This window comes from Candidatus Binatia bacterium, assembly GCA_029248525.1.
GTDB lineage: Bacteria > Desulfobacterota > Binatia > UBA12015 > UBA12015 > UBA12015.
The window spans coordinates 1-19807 of the sequence record JAQWJE010000039.1 but is presented as its reverse complement, the minus strand read 5'-3'; the positions used below and the strand labels follow the sequence as shown (position 1 = coordinate 19807).

Below are 19807 nucleotides of genomic sequence, written 5' to 3'. Positions count from 1 at the left end.
GGCGCACTCTTCATGAAAACGATCGATCAATTGGACCTGGCGGGTCGCCAGGTGCTGATCCGTGTGGATTATAACGTCCCCCTCGACAAGAGCGGGGACGTTTCACGCATTACCGACGACTCTCGAATCCGGGCCGGACTGGAAACCGTGAGACATGCCGTGGCCGCTGGAGCCAAAGTCATTCTCACCTCGCATATGGGCCGTCCCAAAGGGAGACCCGAAGCATCCCTCAGCCTCCAACCTGCCGCCCATCGCCTCGGCGAATTATTGGAACTACCGGTCGATTTCGTGGGCGACTGTATCGGCCAGGAGGTCGAACAACGCGTGGCTTCCATGAAGAACGGCGAGATCCTGGTTCTCGAGAACCTGCGCTTCCATGCGGGAGAAGAAGCGAACGACCCTGATTTCGCTCAGGCCCTCGCCGCTTTGGCCGACGTCTATGTGAACGATGCTTTCGGCGCCGCACACAGGGCCCATGCTTCGACAGCAGGCGTCCCCGCCCGGGCGCGAGAGCGTGCCGCCGGACTTCTTTTGGCCAAGGAACTTTCCAGCCTCGGGACGCTTCTCGGCAGCGCAGAGAACCCTTTTGTCGCCATCATCGGAGGCGCGAAGGTCTCGGATAAAATCACTGTCATCCAGAATCTGATGGAGCGCGCCGATGCCATTCTGATCGGCGGCGCGATGGCCTACACCTTCCTCCGCGCGCAGGGCTTCACTACGGGCAATTCCCTGGTGGAGGAAGACAAACTCGAGCTTGCCACGGCAACGTTGGCGGCGGCAACCGACAAGGGAGTCCGACTGCTCCTGCCGACCGACCATATTATCGCGGATGCCCCGTCCGCGGGCGCATCCACAGAGATCTGTGGCCTCGAGATACCCGCTGAATGGCTGGGCGTGGACATCGGACCCGAGACCCGGACAGCCTATGCAGCCGAGATTGCGGGTGCGAAGACCATCCTCTGGAATGGTCCGATGGGCATCTTCGAGATTGATGAGTTTGCCGGCGGGACGATCGCGGTCGCAGAGGCGATGGCCGACGCGGCCGAAGCCATGACCGTCGTCGGAGGCGGAGATTCCGTTGCCGCGCTGGGCCGTGCCGGAGTTGCCGATCAGGTCTCGCACGTCTCGACCGGTGGCGGCGCCTCGCTGGAATTTCTCGAAGGAAAAACACTACCGGGCGTAGCTGCTCTCGATTGATCGAGGAGGAAGAAATGGCAAGAACTCCGATTCTCGCAGGAAACTGGAAAATGCACGGCACTCTCGCCGAGGCCGATGAGCTCGTGGGGGGACTTCGCCAGGCCGCAGACAGCCATGCCGATCGCTCCGTAATCGTAGCCCCACCCTATACCGCGCTGGCCGCTGTCTGCGCGCAAACGCGCGACAGCCGGATTCAGGTCGCAGCCCAGAACATGCATCACGAAGCCAAAGGCGCCTTCACCGGAGAGATCTCTCCGCATATGCTCCTGGAGATCGGCGTGACCTCGGTCATCCTGGGACATTCAGAACGGCGCGAGTTGTTCGGCGAAAGCGATTCCCTGATTCATGAAAAAGTCAAAAGTGCTCTCGCTCACGGCCTCGATGTCATCCTCTGTGTCGGCGAGACTCTCGCGCAACGTGATGCCGGAGAGACCCTGAGCGTCGTCTCCGGTCAGGCGCGAGCCGCGCTCGATGGAGTCTCGATTCCCGAACCGGAGCGGGTCACCGTTGCCTACGAGCCGATCTGGGCGATCGGCACAGGCCGGGTCGCCACCCGAGAGCAGGCCCAAGAGGTCCACGCGGAACTGCGAGCCGCGCTGGCGGGGATGGATCTGGACGCCGCCCGCATGAGAATTCTCTACGGCGGCAGCGTGAAACCGGACAATGTCGACGGCTTGATGGCCGAGCCTGATATCGACGGCGCATTGGTTGGGGGCGCCAGCCTGCAAATTGATTCGTTTTCCCGTATCATCTCTTTTGAGGGGTAAGATTTATGGATATGGCAATCACAATCGTGCACATTCTATCGTGCTTTTTCCTGATCGGCGTGGTGCTGCTGCAGACCGGGAAAGGTGCTGATGCAGGAGCCGCTTTTGGCGGCGGTTCGAGTCAAACGGTTTTCGGCTCCTCGGGCGCCGGCAACCTTCTGACCCGACTGACCACTGGCACCGCGATCCTCTTCATGGTGACGTCATTGGGCCTGACCTGGCTATCGACCCGAAGCCTCACGGTATCGGTGACAGACAGTGCGCCGGTCGAAGCACCGCCGCTGGCCCAGCCGATCGACCCGCTGCCTCTGGAAGTAGCTCCGGCGGAACCCGCCGATCAAGTAGCGCCCGGGTCCGCGCCCGCAGCCGTCGCCAAGCCGATCGCGGAAGCAGGAAGCCCTGCCGCGCAGAGAGCCGAAGACGCGCCGCTGGAGGCAGAGGCAGCCAACTAGGAGAAGGATCCCCCGGCCTGCGGCCGCGGAGGGCTCAGGAGATTTCGGGATTCAAGCTCCTTCGGAAACTTTGCTCCCTCCCCGCCCGTCAGCCGATCGGGGCGCGTGGAGATCAAAGAACTTCCGGACCTCGGCAATCGCCTCGTTCGCCTCTGGCAGATCCGGCACAAATGCCTGAAAGACGTGGACGAGTCCCGGCCAGCATTGCAGGGTTGCGTCTGTTCCTTCCGCGCTCGCCTTGTTCACCCAACGCCGACCGTCGTCAAGTAAAACTTCTGCGGTGCTCGCCTGCACCAGCACGGGCGGCAGGCCGGCGAGCGAGCCAAACACCGGAGATACGCGAGGGTCCTGTGGACGCACTCGCATGAGGAGAAAGCTTCCCCAAAGCAGGAGAGAACGGGGCAACCTCTGCACCTGTCGGAAGGTCTCGGCCAACATTGGATCCGTTGCGAGATTCGAGCGCAGGCTTGGTGCGCTGTAGGTAGAGTCGGTGAGCGGCGAAAAGGCCACCGCTGCGTCTGCCGGACGGAGGCCTTCATCGCGCGCCCAGGCGATCACCGCGAGAGCGAGATTCCCGCCGGCCGAATCACCACCCACAAAAAGTGTGTCGAGCGGCGCTTTACCCCCTGGACCATTTTCGAGAATCCAGCGGTAGGCGGCGGCGCAATCCGCGAGACAATCCAGCCGCCGGTTTTCGGGCATCAAGCGATAATCGACCGACAATACAGCCGCACCGTTCTCGGCCGACAGGCGCGCCGTCAACGGGCGGTGGCTTTTCGGACTCCCGGCCATGAAGGCGCCACCGTGAAGGTAGAGCATCCGACGGTTCGGATCCGCGCCGGAGGACAACACCCATTCGGCCGGAACTCCGCCTGCGCTCATCGGACAGATTTCGGCATCGACCTCGGTCTGGCCAAAAGCCTGCTCCAGAGCATCGCGCATGCGACGGATACGCTCTGACTGACCGACGCGCCCTCGTGCGCCTGCGCCGAGCTTGAGGATCCGTTCCACAACGGCTGCATGTTCGGGACTTGCCGCGACCCTTCCGCCGAAAGTCGCCGGACGGGGCTCGTCAAAAACGCCAAGATCCTGCCCCGCCAATTTGAACCGAGCCAGCAGCCAGAAAATCACCACGCCAACGATCAAGGAAACGAAAATCATCATCATTTTGAGAGATGACGGTTTGCTCGACGCACCGCAACTGAGGTGGTATTTTTACACTGGCGATGCCACAAGATCCGAGTCCGGATCTTTCAGGAGATCTCGGCGATCTCGCCCAACAGCAATCAGGAGTTGAGAAGATGGAACCTTTCGAAGAATTCCGACAGGAAGTGCGAGGCTGGCTCGACGAAAACTGCCCTCCTGGAATGCGTCTGCCGCAGAAGGGTGTCGAGGGTCCCGCCTGGGGATCCCCCGAATTCGATGAGGCCGCCGACGTCTGGCGTGTCCGCATGTCCGAAAAAGGTTGGACCTGCCCTACCTGGCCGGTGGCCTTTGGCGGAGGCGGACTCGACGCCGACCACACCAAAATCCTTCAGCAGGAAATGGGACGTATCGGGACCTCCAATCCTGTGATGAGCTTTGGCACTCATATGCTCGGGCCTGTGCTTCTCGAATACGCGAGCGACGAACAGAAGAAACGCTTCCTTCCCGATATTACCGCCGGAAACGTCGTCTGGGCGCAGGGCTATAGCGAGCCGGGCTCCGGCTCGGACCTGGCAAGCCTGCAGACACGCGCCATCCGCGATGGCGACGAATTTGTCATCAACGGCCAAAAGATCTGGACCACCAACGCCGATCAAGCCGACTGGATGTTCTGCCTCGTTCGAACTGATCCCGAAGCCCCCAAACACGAAGGCATCAGCTTTATCCTTTTCGATCTGAAAAGTGATGGCGTCACGATCGCGCCGATCGAACTGATCAGCGGTCGCTCAGAATTCTGCGAGGTTTTCTTCGACAGCGTCCGCGCCCGGGCGGACAATCTCGTCGGCAAGCCGGGCGACGGCTGGACCATCGCCAAGCGACTCCTCCAACATGAGCGCAGCATGATCTCCGGCACTGGTGGCGGTGGCGGGCGAGACAAGCAACGCCCCCAGCGCGAGGAACCCGCGCACCCGATCCGCAGTCTCGCCGACCTCGCGCTACCTTATATCGGCGAGGAAAATGGCAAGCTGGCCGACCCCTTTATCAGGGCACGAGCAACACAGGCGGAGATGGACAATATCTGTTTGGGCCTGACCGCCCGACGGACCAGTCAGGAATCCCGGCAAGCAAAGGGACCGGGCAACGCCTCGTCCATGTTCAAATGGTACGCCACCGAGCTGAACAAACGCCGCGAAGAGCTGAAGATGGACTTCCGTGGCTCTCAGGCGCTGGGTTGGGACGGCGACGGCTTCACCCAGCCCGAGCTGCAAAGCACCCGCCAATGGCTTCGCTCGAAAGGCAATTCGATCGAGGGCGGCACCTCCGAGGTGCAGATGAATGTGATCGCCAAGCGCGTGCTCGGCCTCCCCGATTGAGCAGGAGTAAATAGTGGCTTTGGTTTTGACAGAAGAACAGCAAATCCTGCAAAAAACAGCGCAGGAATTCATCGCGGCAAACGCCCCGCTCACCCAGTTGCGCAAGCTCCGGGACAGCAACGACGATCTCGGATTCTCGAGAGAGCTCTGGAAGGAAATGGCACAGCTGGGCTGGGTTGGCCTTGCCGAGGAAGAAGCCTACGGCGGTAGCGGTCTCGGTGCCGCGGAACTGGGGATTCTTTTCGAGGAATGTGGTCGCACCCTTGCCGCTACCCCGATGCTGTCCACGGCCGTGCTCGGCGCGGGCTGTATTCGGCTGGGTGGGTCGAGCGAAATCAAATCCGAAATTCTCCCGGCCGTCGCCTTGGGAGACAAGCTCCTGGCTCTCGCCATGGACGAGGGCCCACGATTCTCTCCATACTCGATCGAGACAACCGCCACCAAAGCGGAAGATGGTTATACGGTCAGCGGGCGCAAGGCATTCGTGCTCGACGGACATACAGCCGATCATATCGTGGTCGTTGCGCGCTCATCGGGGGCGAGCGGCGATCGGGATGGTCTTACCCTCCTCCTCGTGGACCGAGCGGCTCCGGGGCTCAAGATCCAGCGGACGACGATGATCGACACCCGCAACGCCGCCATTGTGGAGCTTGCCGAGGTTTCGGTGCCGGCGTCCCGAGTCCTGGGCGAGGTGGGCCACGGGGCCGATATCCTGGACCTCGTGATCGAGACGGGCACGGCATGCCTTTGTGCCGAAATGCTGGGGGCGATGTCCTACAGTTTCGATACGACCGTTTCGTATTTGAAGACCCGTGAACAATTCGGAGTGAAAATCGGCTCCTTTCAGGGCCTGAAGCACCGAGCCGCTCATATGTTTGCCGAATTGGAACTGGCACGTTCCGTCTCGCTCGAGGTCCTGCGAGCCATCGACGAAAACGGGAATGACGTGCCGACTCTCGTATCGGTCGCCAAGGCGAGGTGCTCGGATGCCGCCAACCTGCTCAGTCGCGAGATGCTTCAAATGCACGGGGGAATCGGGATGACCGATGAGGCGGATATTGGATTCTTCCTCAAACGCGCGCAGGTAACCGAGCAAACACTTGGCAACGGCGACTATCACCGGGATCGGTTTGCCAGCCTTCAGGGGTACTGATTCCCGTGAGAGCCCCGCGCTCTCGGAGCAGTCTCGAAGGATCCTACACCTGCAGCAACTCTGCGGTTCAAGCTCTCGATTACGAAGATGGCAAAGAACCCTCCAATCGCTTCAGGCCACTGGACAGAGCCGAAATCTGGGTTAAACTCATTTCGGTGAGCAACTCACTGCGCCCCCCACCCCGCAACGAAGTCCCGTCGATATGATCATGCTCCGAAAACTTTTCGCTTACGCGCCGCCAGCTAAAACCCTGCCTGTGATGCTCCTTTTTCTCATTCCAGGCTCATCAGCGATCGCGGCTGACCCCAGGATCCCTCCGGCGACAGCGCAAGCGACCGAGGAATCGTTGGCTGGACACGCAGGCGGGCTCCGCGTATTTACTGATCCCGTTTCGGGAGAGTTCAGAGCGCCCCAACCGGCAGAGAAAACCTCTCAGGGACCATCGGTCGGGAGCAAGCGAAAGCCGTCTGCCACGCGGCTGGTTGAGCGCTCTCACCCCAACAAGGCCATTCGAGGCGTGGTGGAAGTTCCCCGGGATCTCTATCCCCTGCTGACCGAGAAATCCGTCCGTGGAGACGTCGAGGTGGGTTGTGATTAGCTCTCGTCTCGGAATTCCCCCCGGCGCAGCGGCCGGCCGGAGCGGACTCATCGGCATTGCCACGGTCCTGCTGATCCTGCTCGCGCCTGGCGCGACCGCAGCACAAAATATAATCATCCAGAACGACGATGCGCCCGGCGAGGGCCTCAATGACTCCACCGCCGCTGCGCCCGTGGGAGGAAATACGGCAACGACCCTCGGCGCTCAGAGGCTGGCCGCCTTTAATCAAGGAGCTCAGGTCGTTGCGAGCCGGCTCCAACTCACAGTCGATGTCGTAGTCAGTGCCGAGTTCGACCCTCTCTACTGCGACGGGAACGGCGCCGTTCTCGGCTCTGCCGGTCCTAAGGCGGCCTACCGCCTCGAGGGCGATGTCTACTACACGGCTGCACAAGCCAACCACATTTTTGGCTACGATCTTTCCCCCGGGGAACATGAGATCAACGCACGGTTCAACGCAGACTACGGCGTCAGCTGCCCGACGGCCAACACGCAAAACGGAAACGGCTGGTACTACGGCCTCGACGGAAACCCCGGCTCGGGACAGATTGATTTTATCACAATCGTCAGCCACGAAATCCTGCACGGGCTCGGGTTTCTCTCGCTGGCCAACGCCAGCACAGGCGCGAAGTTCAATGGCTACGACGACGCCTACATGCGGCTTCTGGAGGACGGGAGCACCGGCACAAGCTGGAGCGTGATGACCAATGCCGAACGGCAGGCTTCTGCGACCGATACTGGCGACCTCCTCTGGACGGGTTCCGCGGTCACTTCCGCCGCGGGCACCTTCTCCGCTGGAGTATCCGGCGGCCTGGTGCAAATGTTTGCTCCCGCGACCTTGCAAGGCGGTTCGAGTGTCTCGCACTTCGACACGGCTGCCAGTCCAAATCAGTTGATGGAGCCCTACTACACGGGCCCCGACCAAAACCTCGGAGCCGCTGCAGAGCTTTTGGCCGATCTTGGATGGACCATTGTCGGAGAATGCGCGGCGCCGAACTGCGACTATTGCACAGGTAATACCTGCTCCGGTTGTTCGTCAGGCTATATTCTCGATTCTGGCGGCACCTGTGTCACCGCGTGCCCCGAGGGCGAACAAGGCGTCGTCGACCAGGACGTGCAATGCCAAATTATTTCCGGTTGCGGCGACGGCATCGTCGACTCGAACGAAGAGTGTGATGACAACAACCAGCAGGACCGGGATGGTTGTTCGCGAAGGTGCCAAACCGAGGAGTCTCAGGACGCCGACCAGCAGAAATGCCTCGCACTACAACTTTCCTATTTGGGCAAAGCTGCCAAAACTCAGGGCAATGAAAACCGCCTCTGCATCAAGACGGATGGCAAGGCTAAATTGGCGCCGATGTCCGCTGAGGAATGTCTATCCGCGGATCGCAAAAACAAGATCCTGAAGTTGAAGGTCAAACTAGTGCAATCGCAGTCGGATCCGGACAAGGGTCGCTGCCTCGTTGAACCGGAGTTCGGCTACAAATCCGGCGACGGACTGATCGACGCGGTAACACCCGAAGGCATAGAGTTTCTTCACGAAAGTCTGGCCTCTGCAACCGACTTGGCGGCAACGATCGTCGATGCCACGCAGCCAGAAAACAAAGGCCTCGCCCTCTGTCAGGCAACGATCCTCAAGGCCAGCGACAAGATCGTGGATACGTATATCAAAAACTTCGCCACCTGTGCCAAGAAGGGCCTGCGCGCGAAGCTCGCCAGCGATCGAATCGTCTCGGCTACGACCCTTGAGTCGTGCTGGGGTTACGGTGCCGACAAGATTTTCAAGGCCGTCGAAAAACATGCGCTGCTCAATGGCAAAAAGTGCGCTGACAAGGGCGCCGACTGGCGCGACGCTGTCGCCGGCGATTGTCGGAACGCCAGCAATGAGGAGGATTTCGCGTCCTGCGTGCAGAGGTTGGCGGCCTGTCGAAGCTGCCGCATGCTGAATGGGGGGCTCGAATTGGGGATGGATTGCGACCTCGCGGACGATGCCTCGGCAAATTCCAGTTGCACCAACGACTGAACGCCGGTTGATCGAATTCCCTGCCGATCTTCCGAGACTTCCGGGGAATGCGCTGCCAGAGGGTTAGCGCCTTCTCTCTGCAGTGCACAAACTTTCGGGGGCAGAGAGACTTGTGAATCCCTGTTCGCATGGCAGGTTAAGGGATGCAGATTTCGACAAGAGGGGCGCAGGCCTCGGACGCCGCCTTCATTGCCTGGGTGCAATTGGCTGCGGGACGAGGACACTGCGAAAGAGGTTTTTTTGACCTCGCATTCACCGCGACCGGCTCCGAACTTCTGGACGATATCGAGGCACTGGTGGTCGCCCCGGCCCTCTCCTTTCACCATTGGTCCAGATTCCTGATCGCCGAGGTAGATGGTCAGCCCGCGGCGGCACTTTCCGGCTATGAACCCGCAAAAACCGGCGACGAAGAACTTTTGCTGGCCTACGGCGATGCGGCAAAGCAGCGGGGTTGGGAAGAGGACTTTTTTGCGGGCATGGAGCCGCGCATTGCCCCTCTTCTGGAATGCATGACACCCACCCCGGAAGATCATTGGGTCGTGGAGTGGGTCGCGACCCTTCCCGAATACCGAGGTCGTGGTCTCGTAGCCGGGTTGCTGCAGGAGATGCTGGAACGCGGGCGTGGTCTGGATTACAAGGCGGCGCAGATCAGCATCATGATCGGCAACGATGCGGCCCAGCGAGCATACGAATCAGCGGGCTTTACGGTCGTCGATGAAAAGACCTCACCCCAGCTGGACGACCTCCTCGGCACACCCGGATTTCGGCGCCTCCGCCAGACAATCTGACGACTTTCGAAAGGATATTTCAATGAGTGAGAAGTGGCCGACTGAAAAAGATGTGCCGGTCGAAACCGATCCGATCACTTTCGAGGTCGATATGGCAGGCGACCCCGAGAGCAAAAAACTCGCACTCCTCCTGCACGGATTCCCGGAGTCCAAGTTCTCCTGGCGGTATCAGATGCCGCTGCTGGCCGATCAAGGCTACCGCGTCTGGGCACCCAACCAACGTGGCTACGGGCACACGACTCGGCCTAAAGGCGTCAAGAACTATACAATTGATCACCTCGTGAGCGACGTGGAGAAATTGATGGCGGCCTCGGGCTGCGAAGAGATCCTGCTTGTCGGCCACGATTGGGGCGGCGCCGTTGCCTGGGCCTTCGCCCTCAATCCCCCACGCCCCATCGACCGACTGGTCATCATGAACCTGCCTCACCCCACCATCTTCGGTCGATCGCTGCGCACCCGCAAACAGTTCATGCGCTCGTGGTACACCATCTTCTTTCAAATCCCAGGATTGCCGGAGAAACTGCTCTCCCTGCGCGATGCGGAACCGATCGGACGTGCGTTCACGGAAATGGCCATCGACAAAAGCCGCTTTCCCACCGAGGTAACCGACGTCTATCGCCGAAACGCCCTGCTACCCGGTGCCCTGACGGGCATGGTCAATTGGTACCGGGGAGCCCGCAAGACGCCGCCGGAGTGGCGCGAGGTCTTTCAGAATCCACCCGTGCTGGAGACGCCCACTCTGATGATCTGGGGCGAAGAGGATACCGCGCTCGGCATCGAGACCACCTATGGCACCGAGAAACTTGTACGGGACTTTACACTGCGCTACCTCCCGCAGGTATCCCATTGGGTGCAGCAGGAAGCACCCGAAGTCGTCAACCGCATGCTGGAGGCCTGGCTGTCAGGCCAACCGGTCCCGGAAGCAGAAGCAGAAAAGAGAATCGCACCATGAGTTTCAATCTGGCCAATAAAGAAGGAAGAGCGGTACTGGTCCACGACGGCGGGATCTTCGACCTCGAGCGCCATACCGACGGAAAGTGGTCGTCCGACCCCATGGCGGCGCTCGCGCGTCACGGCGAACTGCATGCGATTGCTGCCGGCCTGCCAGCCTCTCCCGACGGACCACTCGTGCCCGGAGATCTTGGCCCGTGCGTTACCCGTCCGTCGAAGATCTTCGGCATCGGCCTGAATTACCGCGCCCACGCCGAGGAATCCGGCATGGAGATCGGCGACCATCCGCCGACTTTTGCCAAGTTCCCCAACTGCATCACCGGACCGATGAATGATGTGATCGTCTTCGGCCCGACGACCGACTGGGAGGCCGAGTTGGTGGTCGTTATGGGCAGCCACGCGCGCGATATCGCCGCCGCGGACGCCTGGGACCATATCGCAGGCCTGACCTGCGGGCAGGATATCTCCGAGCGCGTGACGCAATTCCATGCCAAGCCACCGCATTTCGATCTGGGTAAATCCTTTGACACCTTTGGCCCGATCGGGCCGGCGGTCGTTTCGCTGGATCAATTCAGCAATCCGGCTGATCTCAAGATCACCTGCGACATCAACGGCACGCGCAAACAGGATAGCCGCACCAGCGACCTGATCTTCGATATCCCGGCTCTGGTGGAATACCTCTCGGGAATCTGCTCGCTGGAACCCGGCGACCTGATCTTTACCGGCACGCCGTCGGGCGTGGGTGTCGCCAGCGGCGAGTTCCTCAAGCCAGGCGACGTGATCACCACCGAGATCGAAGGCATCGGCACCATGACCAATCGCTGCGTGGCGCGGTAGCCCGCCAGCAAACCCTGCGATCGCCCGCTTTCCTTCCGGCGCGGATCGCAGTAGACTCCCGCGGTGGCAGAGATTTCCCAGAGCGATCGCAATGCGGCCTATTGGCGGCGTAACCTTCAATATCTGGGTGGCCTGCTCGCCGTCTGGTTTCTGGTCTCGTTCGGGTTCGGAATCCTCCTGCGCGAACCACTCGACGCGATTCAGCTCGGCGGCTTCAAGCTGGGCTTCTGGTTTGCCCAGCAAGGCTCGATTATCGTCTTTGTCCTCCTGATCTTCGTGTACGTCGGTCTGATGAACCGCCTGGACCGAGAATTCGCGCCGGCCGACAAGGACGTGGCCTGATGGGCATTCAGGGCTGGACCTATCTGCTCGTCGGACTCTCGTTCGCGCTGTATATCGGCGTGGCTCTCTGGGCACGCGCTCGCTCGACCGCTGACTTCTTTGTCGCCTCGGGGGATGTGCCGCCGGTGATGAACGGCATGGCGACCGCGGCCGACTGGATGTCGGCGGCGTCGTTTATCTCGATGGCCGGGCTGATCTCGTTTATGGGCTATGATGGATCGGTCTATTTGATGGGCTGGACGGGTGGCTATGTATTGCTGGCCCTGCTGGTGGCGCCTTACCTGCGTAAATTCGACCAATTCACCGTGCCGGACTTCATCGGGGATCGCTACGCGTCCAAGGCGGCGCGCATTGTGGCCGTGGCATGTGCCATCTTTATCTCGTTTACTTATGTCGCGGGCCAGATGCGTGGTGTCGGCATCGTTTTCTCGCGCTTTCTGGATGTCGAGATCGAAACCGGCGTGGTCGTCGGGATGGCGATTGTGTTTTTCTATGCCGTGCTGGGCGGCATGAAGGGCATCACCTACACCCAAGTCGCCCAATATTGCGTGCTGATCTTCTCGTATCTGGTGCCCGCAATCTTTATCTCGATGCTGATGACCGGGAACCTGGTCCCGCAGATCGGGTTCGGCTCGACGCTCTCGGACGGCTCGGGGGTTGCCCTGCTCGATCGCCTCGACAGTCTCAGTACCGAACTCGGATTTGTCGCCTTCACGCAGGGAACGAAAACAACCTTCGACGTCTTTTGCATCACCGCGGCTCTGATGATCGGGACGGCCGGACTGCCGCACGTGATCGTGCGGTTCTATACCGTGCCCAAGGTCGCTGCCGCGCGCTCGTCTGCAGGCTGGGCGCTGTTGTTCATCGCTATCCTCTATACAACTGCGCCAGCGGTCGCGGCGTTTGCACGCACGAACCTTTTGGAAACCATCCCCGGTCGCGCCTACACCGAGCTGCCGGCATGGGTGCATAATTGGGAAAAGATCGGCCTGGTCAAATTCGAGGACCATGACGGCGACGGGATCGTGACTTACGCCGGGCCTGCCAGTGACAAGAAAAACGAGCTGACTATTGACCCCGACATCATGGTGCTGGCCAACCCCGAAATTGCCAACTTGCCGGCCTGGGTGGTGGGCCTGGTGGCCGCCGGCGCGCTTGCGGCAGCTTTGTCCACCGCAGCCGGGTTACTGCTGGTGATCTCGAGTTCCGTGGCGCACGATTTGATGAAAAAAAGTCTCACGCCGGACATGGACGAGAAGACCGAGCTGCGCTGGGCGCGCGTGGCCTCGGGCGTGGCGGTCCTGATCGCCGGCTGGTTCGGGATCCACCCACCAGGATTTGTGGCCCAAGTCGTAGCCTTTGCTTTCGGACTGGCGGCCGCCTCGATCTTCCCGGCTGTCACGATGGGCATTTTCTCCAAGCGCATGAACCAGGCGGGGGCGATCGCCGGCATGGTCGCCGGGCTGACGTTTACCGCAGGCTACATCATCTACTTCAAATTCATCGTACCGGAGGCCAACACCAGTGAGCATTGGCTCTGGGGCATTTCGCCCGAAGGAATCGGCGCACTCGGCATGGTGATCAATTTTGCCATCGCCTACCTTGTGACTGCCTTTACCGCGCCTCCGCCAGCGAGCTCCATCGCTCTTGTCGAGCGCATCCGACAGCCCTGAAACGAAGGCAGCAACGCAGACGAAACCAAAATGTCGCCTCCTCGGAGGCGACTAGTTCACGCCACGCCCGGTATCGCCCCAATAAAGCTTTCGCAGTTCCTTCTTGTCCGGCTTGCCGACCGCCGACAGCGGAATCGCCTCGCTGAAGTCCACGGACTTCGGCGTCTGTACGCTACCCTTGGCTGCCTTGACGGCCTCCATCAATTCAGTGGCCAGACTGTCCGAGCCCTCCACCTCCGGGCGCAAGACCACAACCGCCTTGACCGATTCACCCCAGCGTTCGTCCGGCACACCGATCACCGCCACCTGAGCAACTGACGGATGCGACGAGATCACATCTTCAACTTCCTTGGGGAAGACATTAAAGCCGCCGGTCACGATCATGTCCTTTTTGCGGTCAACGATATAGAGGAATCCCTCTTCGTCGAATCGGCCGACGTCGCCTGTGTGCAGCCAGCCGCCATCGAAGGCCTCGGCCGTTGCCTCGGGGCGATTGTGATAGCCCTTCATGACCAGCGGTCCGCGCACGCAGATCTCACCCGGTTCCCCTTCGGCCACGCGCTGGTTCTGATCATCAAGCAGAGCGACCTGCACCCAGGGAGAAGGCCTGCCGCACGAGGCCAGACGTTCGGGCTTGGACAGATCATGGTCGGCACGCTTCAGGTGGCTCACCACCATCGGCGCTTCGGCTTGTCCATAGATCTGGTAGAAGACCGGTCCCCATTTCTCGATGCCTTCGGCCAGGCGCGTGGGGCTCATCGGGGAGGCACCGTAGAAGATCGTCTCCATACTCGACATGTCCGCTGTGGCCGCTCGCGGGGAATCCAGTAAATAATAGATCATCACCGGCACCAAAAAGGTGGAGGTGATCTTGTGTTCCTCGATGGTGTCGAAAAACAGATCCGGGGTGAATCCCTGCATCACATAAAGCGCCCCACCACGCTGCAGGGTCGGCACAAACAGAGCGGCACCGGCATGCGAGAGCGGCGTAGGAATCAGCACGCGGCTTTCTTCCGGCCACTCCCATTCCGCCATCTGTGCCATGGTCATGGCCGCCGACGAACGATAGGTCGCCAATACGCCCTTGGGCTTGCCGGTGGTCCCGCCGGTAAACGCGATCGACCCCACGTCGTCAGCTGACACGTCGGGTGCCACCAGACGCCGCGGCGTAAAGGTATCAGCCAGCGCGGAGTAATCATCGCCAGCATCCGAGGGCCCGAAGGCCAGCAGGTTTTTCAGCCCCGGTACACGCGCCGCCAGTTCGGCGGCGCGATCGCCGAAAACGTCGGGATCGTAGACGAGAGTCTCGACTTCGGCGTCCTCGAGCACGAAGGCATGGTCTTCCACAGACCCCATCGGATGCAGCGCGGTGCCGCAGCAACCCGTCACCTGCATCGCGATAATATTATAGAGCACCTCGGGCCGGTTGGCCGAGATCACCGCGACGCGCGACCCGACCCCGAGCCCCCGCGAAGCCAAAGCCTGCTGGTATTGGCTGGCGCGAGCACGCACTTCGGCATAGGTCGCGGTTGTATCGCCCAAATGCATGCACGGGCGATCATCATATCGTTCGAGGCCGCTGATAATCAGATGCGGCATCAAGGCGGGATCATACAACTCGGGTGCGCTCATCTGCGAAACTCTGGCAAAAAGAACCCGGCGATTCCAGCTACTGCGGCAACTGAGCGGGCGGTGCGGGCTCGGGGACCGTACCCGTCAGCGCCAACATGAAGGACTCCAGGTCCTTGCGCTCCTGGGCGGTCAGGTTGAGCTTCTTGATCTTGGTGGACAGGTGAGGATTGGCATTGCCGCCCTTGTCGTAGAACTCGATGACGTCCGCCAACGTGGCCTCCGAACCATCGTGCATATAAGGTGCCGTCAACGCCACGTCACGCAAAGTCGGCGTCTTGAAGGCACCAATATCCACATCCGCCTTGGTCACATCATTGCGGCCCTTGTCCGCCATAGTCTTCGAAGCGGCATCCCAGCCAACTCCCAGATTATGATAGTTCTCGTCGGTGAAGTTGAACGACACATGACAGGTCTGGCAATCAGCCTTGCCGGCAAAGAGTTCCATACCGCGGACCTGCTGGGCGCTGAGCGCCGCCTTGTCGCCAGCTTGGTAGCGATCGTAGGGGCTGTCCCCCGTGAGCACCGTTCGCTCATAGGTCGCAATTGCCTTCGCAATGCGATCGATATTCACACCGGAGTCGCCATAGGCTGCCGTGAACAATGGGCCGTAGCCGGGGATCGCAGCAATTTTCGTTACCGCCACGTCGTGCGACGGCATCCCCATTTCGATTGGGTTGGTAATCGGACCGATGGCCTGCGCTTCAAGATCCTCGGCACGCCCGTCCCAGAATTGCTCTGCAGAGAAGAGGCGATTCAATACTGTCGGGCTATTGCGCCCGCCTCGGGCAAAGCCCACTCCCGGCGACGTTGGTTCCGGGTCCGCGAACCCGTGATAGGGATTATGACATCCCGAACAGGGCACGTTTCCATCCGCAGAAAGACGGCCGTCAAAATAGAGCATTTTGCCCAGCTTGATCTTTGCTTTGGAGAGCGGATTATCCTCGGGGATATAGGCGGAGTCCGCCTGCAATCCCAAAGGAAGGACCAACACGACATCCCCGGATGTCACTTTTTGCGGCTCCGCCCCCTGCGCCAAATTGCTACCGAATGCGCAGAAAGCGAGGACTGCACCCCCGGCGACCATTAACGATTTCGAAGTCGACATGCTCGCATCATAAACCCAACCAGCTAAGAATAAAACCATGCAACGCTCAATCGACCGATCAAATTCGGGCACCCGAGACCTCCGAGGCGACGGCGGTATCCAGCAAAATTTCATCACCTGGGAAGGCGACGGCAAGCTCGTACTTTTTGCCCATGCCGCGAGCCTCTGTGCTGGCGTCTGGCAGCCGGTCGTCGATCGCCTGCCCGTGGTCGCCCCGGTCGCCTTTGACCAACGCGGCCACGGCGACACCGAAGCCCCCGAGCTCCCCGAGGCCTACGCATGGGAGGCATTTGGCGCCGACTTTCGACGCGCCGTGCTATCGGCAACCGAGCAATACGGTCGGGCCCCTGACGCGTGCGTCACCCACTCCTTTGCCGGAGATTGTGCCCTGATGGAGCTGGCCGAGCGCCCACTGGCGACCGGCCGCATGATCCTGCTGGACCCGGTGCTGGCCGATGCCGAGGGCGCCACCGTCGGCGCCGAGCGCCTCGCGAAAGGAACCCGGCGCCTGGGCGAGAAGGAGAGCGAGGGCTTCGCTTCCGAAAAAGAGGTCGAAGCCGGACTGGAAAAAGTGCTGCGCGCACAACTCGCACGAGACGGCCTGAACGATGAGGCCAAAAGCGCCTTTGCGACCCATGGCAGTGCGCCCGATTCAGACGGGCGCTGGCGTCTCAAATGTAATCGCCAACATGAGGCCGAGGTGTACGCCCACCGGGTCGCTCTCGCCGACCACCTCGAATCTCGGCACGTGGACGCCGAGGTTCACCTCGGGTTTGCCAGCAAGAGAAGAGGACGCCCCGAAGATCAGGACGCCTCCTATGCGCGCGACCTGCGCGAGGCCCAACGCGTGGTCGCTCGTTGCCGCACGGGCCAAGTGCATCTACTGCCCGATGTCGGCCACTTCATCGTCCTCGAAGCGCCTGAGGATGCGGCCCGTTTTATCGAGCAGATTCTCGCGGGTTGAGCCCCTCGCCGATCTATCTGCCCGCCCATGCCCGACTTCATCATCAAGGACGACTGGAACGGCACGACCGGCCCGGACAGCCAAGCCCTCCACATCACAGTGTCGGGCGGCCCGGCTCGCAGGTCCGAACTGGCCCCGCCCACCCGCGCGGCCGAAGACTCGGCACAGAGGTCGTCCGCGCCGTTGGTGGTGCGGATCGATGCCCCCTTCTTCGGAGACCCCGCCCCCGCAGGTCGCGCCGGCGTCTGCGACGGCCTATGGGACTACGAGGTATGCGAGATCTTTCTTGTCGGTTCCGACAATCAATATCTCGAGCTCGAGTTCGGACCCCATGGCCATTACCTGGCTCTCTTGCTGAACGGACCGCGCAACGTCCTGTCCCGCGACAACTGCCTCCAGTACCGCTCGGAGATCCATGGCGGACGTTGGTCGGGCCACGCCGTGGTGCCCGCGGGCCTGGTTCCTGACCCCATCCACCGACTGAACCTCTTTGCCATCCACGGCACGGACGCCGATCGCCGCTATCTGGCCTGGAGCGCCGTGCCCGGAAACCAGCCTGACTTCCACCAGCCCGAGAGCTTTCCGCGGTGGCCGAATCCGCGATCTCATCTGGCCTGATCGCCTAATCGACCGGAATCGGACCGACCGAAACAAAGCCGTTGGTCAACGCCTCGATATCCGTCTGCGGATTGTCCATGTCCGAGAGGCAGTCCTGCTCGTCGAGAGCCCTGGGGCAATCGGTCGCCAGAGGCATGTCCCGGGCAACGCCACGAATCTCGCCCTCCTCGCAGGACGGGATATTCATACTCGTAGCCGAAGCCGGCATCTCGCGTCGCATCAGGACCGGTTCGTGCTCCTGAACCCACGCCACCACGGCGGCCACACCGGAAGCAAAATCCGGATGCCCGCCCAGAAGGGAAAGCGGAAAGGCCTGCGACGCCGCCAGACCCGGCACTCCCAAGCGCGCGGCGGTCCGCGCCGCCCCTGCAGTCCCGGAAACTGCCGCGAGTTGATCGCAAAGATTCGGCCCCTTATTCAAACCAGCAATGACCAGATGCGGTCGGCAGCCTGGAAAAAGCTCTGCGAGACCATAGGCCACCGCATCCGCCGGACAACCATCGATCGAGGTTGCCGGATACCCGCTGCGCGTAGTCGCCGTGCCCACCGAGAGGTCGCCGCAGAATTCGGACGGTCCGCGCCAATCCGAGGCCCCGCTGCGGTTTCCTTCCGGGGCCGAGACAACGACCTGATATCCCTCTCCTCGCAAGGCCTCGACCAGAAGATCGAGGCCCTCTGCCCCCACCCCATCGTCATTGCTGACCAGAATCCTCATGGCGTCGTCCGAGCCGCCCGAACACGCCGCCGCCGAACACACAACGAGAGTGCCGATCAGGGAAGCTGCAAATCGTCTTTTCCAACCACTGACCACAACCCCCAGCACTATCCCATCCGCGGGGCTCTCGGCAACAGCTTCGAGCCGAGGGGCCGGGTTGTACGCCCGAAAATGCCTGCTAAAACCCTTGGGCCTGCGAGAGTGGCGGAATGGCAGACGCGCTAGCTTGAGGGGCTAGTGCCCGCAAGGGCGTGGGGGTTCAAGTCCCCCCTCTCGCATTTTACCTCTCCTGCTGTCCCCTGCACTTTTCGTGCTCCTGGTCTGCCGGGGTACCGGTCTGGGTGCCGGTTTTTTCTGCCGGCAAGCCAAAACCCCCATGTGGTAAGTCGTGGCTTTGACCAAAACCCCCACGGGCCAGGTCGGCACCGGTACCCGTTTGGGTCCCGGTCGCGCTAGCTGGTTTGTGGTCCTGGTCACCTGCGGAGAAAGGCTGCGACGCGGGCCGTCCATGCTGGGGGCGCCATGGATTGCCGCGGTGGTCTAGCGTGCACGGCCTGGGTGGATATCGAGATGTTTCACCCGCTGCACCAAACCTCCTGCCAAACCCGCCTGCAGGCGGTCGTTGAGAATCGCGGAGTCGTGTTCGCGGGGCGGGGTTTACCCTAGTCGCCGCCGAATCGGGGCAGGCCGGATCTACCCGCAAACGACAACCGAGGCCAATTTTGCGGGTGCGGTGGCTTTAAGCATTTTGTGTTGACGGTCACGGTCATTCAAGGCTACTGCTTGTAGTCCACGATCCACAAGCCACGAACGGAGCAGATCCCATGAAAACCACAATCCTCACGCTAGCCATCGCGCTGGCTTTCTCGTTCACCGCGGTCCCGGCTGATGCCGCGCCGACCGAAGAAGACCGTTGCAAAGCGCAAGTCGTCAAGGCTGACCGCAAATACTCCATGTGCGTCGCAGGGGTCTCCGCAAGGGACCTCCGCTTTGGGCAACAGACGGGTGGCCAGGCGACGACCATCAATGACTGTGACAGTCGCCGCACCAAGGCTTATAACAAGATCGATTCGAAGTTCCCCGGCGATGATTTCCCCGGATGTGGGCTGGATGCCGCGAGCAAGGCGGCCCGCGCGCAAGCGGCTCTCGTCACCGCGGGCCTGGCCGAAGCGGCCGCCGATATCACCTCGGACAACCCAGCGGTTTGCGAAGCTGCGGGCGGGACGTGGAACAACGACGCGTGTACGCCGGGCTACAACTGTACGAATGGTTCGATTTGTAGTTATTTGGCAACTAAGTACCCCAACGATAATTATTACACCAATGTTTACGCTGGCGACACAGCAGCTTTGACTGGCTGCGACCCAAGCCAATGGGAATATCCCTATACTAATTTCGAGATTTACTTCCCACAATTTTCGTCCAGTCCCATTATTGCGATAGGCGACGCTCTTTGTGCTGATTGAGCGCACCCCG

Annotated in this window: 20 protein-coding genes and 1 tRNA gene; 17 read left to right on the top strand and 4 right to left on the bottom strand. The window is 61.1% G+C overall.

Annotated features, from left to right (window positions below; translation table 11 throughout):
- Window positions 1–12 precede the first annotated feature (12 nt).
- Genes P8K07_08180 through secG form a run of 3 tightly spaced genes read left to right on the top strand, consistent with a single transcriptional unit; the run spans window position 13 to window position 2416 of the window.
- Window positions 13–1197, top strand: a complete 1185-nt coding sequence (locus P8K07_08180) for a phosphoglycerate kinase (protein ID MDG1958502.1) — start codon at window positions 13–15, stop codon at window positions 1195–1197.
- Window positions 1198–1211: 14 nt separating this feature from the next.
- Complete coding sequence (tpiA, locus tag P8K07_08175) at window positions 1212–1964, top strand: triose-phosphate isomerase (GenBank protein ID MDG1958501.1); 753 nt, start codon at window positions 1212–1214, stop codon at window positions 1962–1964.
- Between the two features lie 11 nt (window positions 1965–1975).
- Window positions 1976–2416: a preprotein translocase subunit SecG gene (gene secG / locus P8K07_08170; protein MDG1958500.1), complete on the top strand. Its 441-nt coding sequence runs from the start codon at window positions 1976–1978 to the stop codon at window positions 2414–2416.
- A 51-nt stretch (window positions 2417–2467) separates the two neighbouring features.
- On the opposite strand, the gene P8K07_08165 is transcribed toward secG, so the two are convergent.
- Window positions 2468–3583 (bottom strand): alpha/beta hydrolase, encoded by a 1116-nt coding sequence (locus P8K07_08165; protein MDG1958499.1) that lies wholly within the window; start codon window positions 3581–3583, stop codon window positions 2468–2470.
- 134 nt (window positions 3584–3717) lie between these two features.
- Between P8K07_08165 and P8K07_08160 the strand changes: the two genes are divergently transcribed.
- The 9 genes from P8K07_08160 (at window position 3718) to P8K07_08120 (ending at window position 13297) form a co-directional block, all read left to right on the top strand.
- Window positions 3718–4935: an acyl-CoA dehydrogenase family protein gene (locus P8K07_08160; GenBank protein ID MDG1958498.1), complete on the top strand. Its 1218-nt coding sequence runs from the start codon at window positions 3718–3720 to the stop codon at window positions 4933–4935.
- Window positions 4936–4948: 13 nt separating this feature from the next.
- The gene (locus P8K07_08155; protein MDG1958497.1) at window positions 4949–6088 is read left to right on the top strand and encodes an acyl-CoA dehydrogenase; all 1140 of its coding nucleotides are present in this window, start codon (window positions 4949–4951) and stop codon (window positions 6086–6088) included.
- A gap of 256 nt (window positions 6089–6344) precedes the next feature.
- Complete coding sequence (locus P8K07_08150; protein ID MDG1958496.1) at window positions 6345–6686, top strand: hypothetical protein; 342 nt, start codon at window positions 6345–6347, stop codon at window positions 6684–6686.
- The gene (locus P8K07_08145; GenBank protein MDG1958495.1) at window positions 6679–8706 is read left to right on the top strand and encodes a DUF4215 domain-containing protein; all 2028 of its coding nucleotides are present in this window, start codon (window positions 6679–6681) and stop codon (window positions 8704–8706) included. The genes P8K07_08150 and P8K07_08145 overlap by 8 nt, the downstream gene beginning before the upstream one ends.
- A gap of 143 nt (window positions 8707–8849) precedes the next feature.
- Complete coding sequence (locus P8K07_08140) at window positions 8850–9494, top strand: GNAT family N-acetyltransferase (protein ID MDG1958494.1); 645 nt, start codon at window positions 8850–8852, stop codon at window positions 9492–9494.
- A gap of 22 nt (window positions 9495–9516) precedes the next feature.
- Window positions 9517–10446: an alpha/beta hydrolase gene (locus P8K07_08135; protein ID MDG1958493.1), complete on the top strand. Its 930-nt coding sequence runs from the start codon at window positions 9517–9519 to the stop codon at window positions 10444–10446.
- Window positions 10443–11282 (top strand): fumarylacetoacetate hydrolase family protein, encoded by an 840-nt coding sequence (locus P8K07_08130; GenBank protein MDG1958492.1) that lies wholly within the window; start codon window positions 10443–10445, stop codon window positions 11280–11282. The genes P8K07_08135 and P8K07_08130 overlap by 4 nt, the downstream gene beginning before the upstream one ends.
- Before the next feature lie 72 nt (window positions 11283–11354).
- Entirely contained in the window at window positions 11355–11624 is a 270-nt protein-coding gene (locus P8K07_08125) for a DUF4212 domain-containing protein (GenBank protein MDG1958491.1), read from the top strand.
- Window positions 11624–13297: a cation acetate symporter gene (locus tag P8K07_08120; protein ID MDG1958490.1), complete on the top strand. Its 1674-nt coding sequence runs from the start codon at window positions 11624–11626 to the stop codon at window positions 13295–13297. The genes P8K07_08125 and P8K07_08120 overlap by 1 nt, the downstream gene beginning before the upstream one ends.
- A gap of 51 nt (window positions 13298–13348) precedes the next feature.
- Here P8K07_08120 and P8K07_08115 read toward each other — a convergent pair whose 3' ends face one another.
- Both P8K07_08115 and P8K07_08110 read right to left on the bottom strand, forming a co-directional pair.
- On the bottom strand, window positions 13349–14929 hold the full coding sequence (locus P8K07_08115; protein MDG1958489.1) for an AMP-binding protein: 1581 nt from the start codon (window positions 14927–14929) through the stop codon (window positions 13349–13351).
- 37 nt (window positions 14930–14966) lie between these two features.
- A complete protein-coding gene (locus P8K07_08110; GenBank protein ID MDG1958488.1) occupies window positions 14967–16034 on the bottom strand; it encodes a cytochrome c peroxidase in 1068 nt (355 codons plus the stop codon).
- Between the two features lie 37 nt (window positions 16035–16071).
- Between P8K07_08110 and P8K07_08105 the strand changes: the two genes are divergently transcribed.
- Both P8K07_08105 and P8K07_08100 read left to right on the top strand, forming a co-directional pair.
- A complete protein-coding gene (locus P8K07_08105; GenBank protein ID MDG1958487.1) occupies window positions 16072–16998 on the top strand; it encodes an alpha/beta hydrolase in 927 nt (308 codons plus the stop codon).
- A 27-nt stretch (window positions 16999–17025) separates the two neighbouring features.
- Window positions 17026–17616, top strand: coding sequence for a hypothetical protein (locus P8K07_08100; protein ID MDG1958486.1), 591 nt, complete (start codon window positions 17026–17028; stop codon window positions 17614–17616).
- Window positions 17617–17620: 4 nt separating this feature from the next.
- On the opposite strand, the gene P8K07_08095 is transcribed toward P8K07_08100, so the two are convergent.
- Complete coding sequence (locus P8K07_08095; GenBank protein ID MDG1958485.1) at window positions 17621–18331, bottom strand: 5'/3'-nucleotidase SurE; 711 nt, start codon at window positions 18329–18331, stop codon at window positions 17621–17623.
- Window positions 18332–18526: 195 nt separating this feature from the next.
- Between P8K07_08095 and P8K07_08090 the strand changes: the two genes are divergently transcribed.
- From P8K07_08090 to P8K07_08080, 3 genes are all read left to right on the top strand, one after another.
- Window positions 18527–18609: transfer RNA gene (locus P8K07_08090), tRNA-Leu, on the top strand.
- A gap of 110 nt (window positions 18610–18719) precedes the next feature.
- Window positions 18720–18875 (top strand): hypothetical protein, encoded by a 156-nt coding sequence (locus tag P8K07_08085; protein MDG1958484.1) that lies wholly within the window; start codon window positions 18720–18722, stop codon window positions 18873–18875.
- A 280-nt stretch (window positions 18876–19155) separates the two neighbouring features.
- Window positions 19156–19797: a hypothetical protein gene (locus P8K07_08080; protein MDG1958483.1), complete on the top strand. Its 642-nt coding sequence runs from the start codon at window positions 19156–19158 to the stop codon at window positions 19795–19797.
- Window positions 19798–19807: the final 10 nt, after the last annotated feature.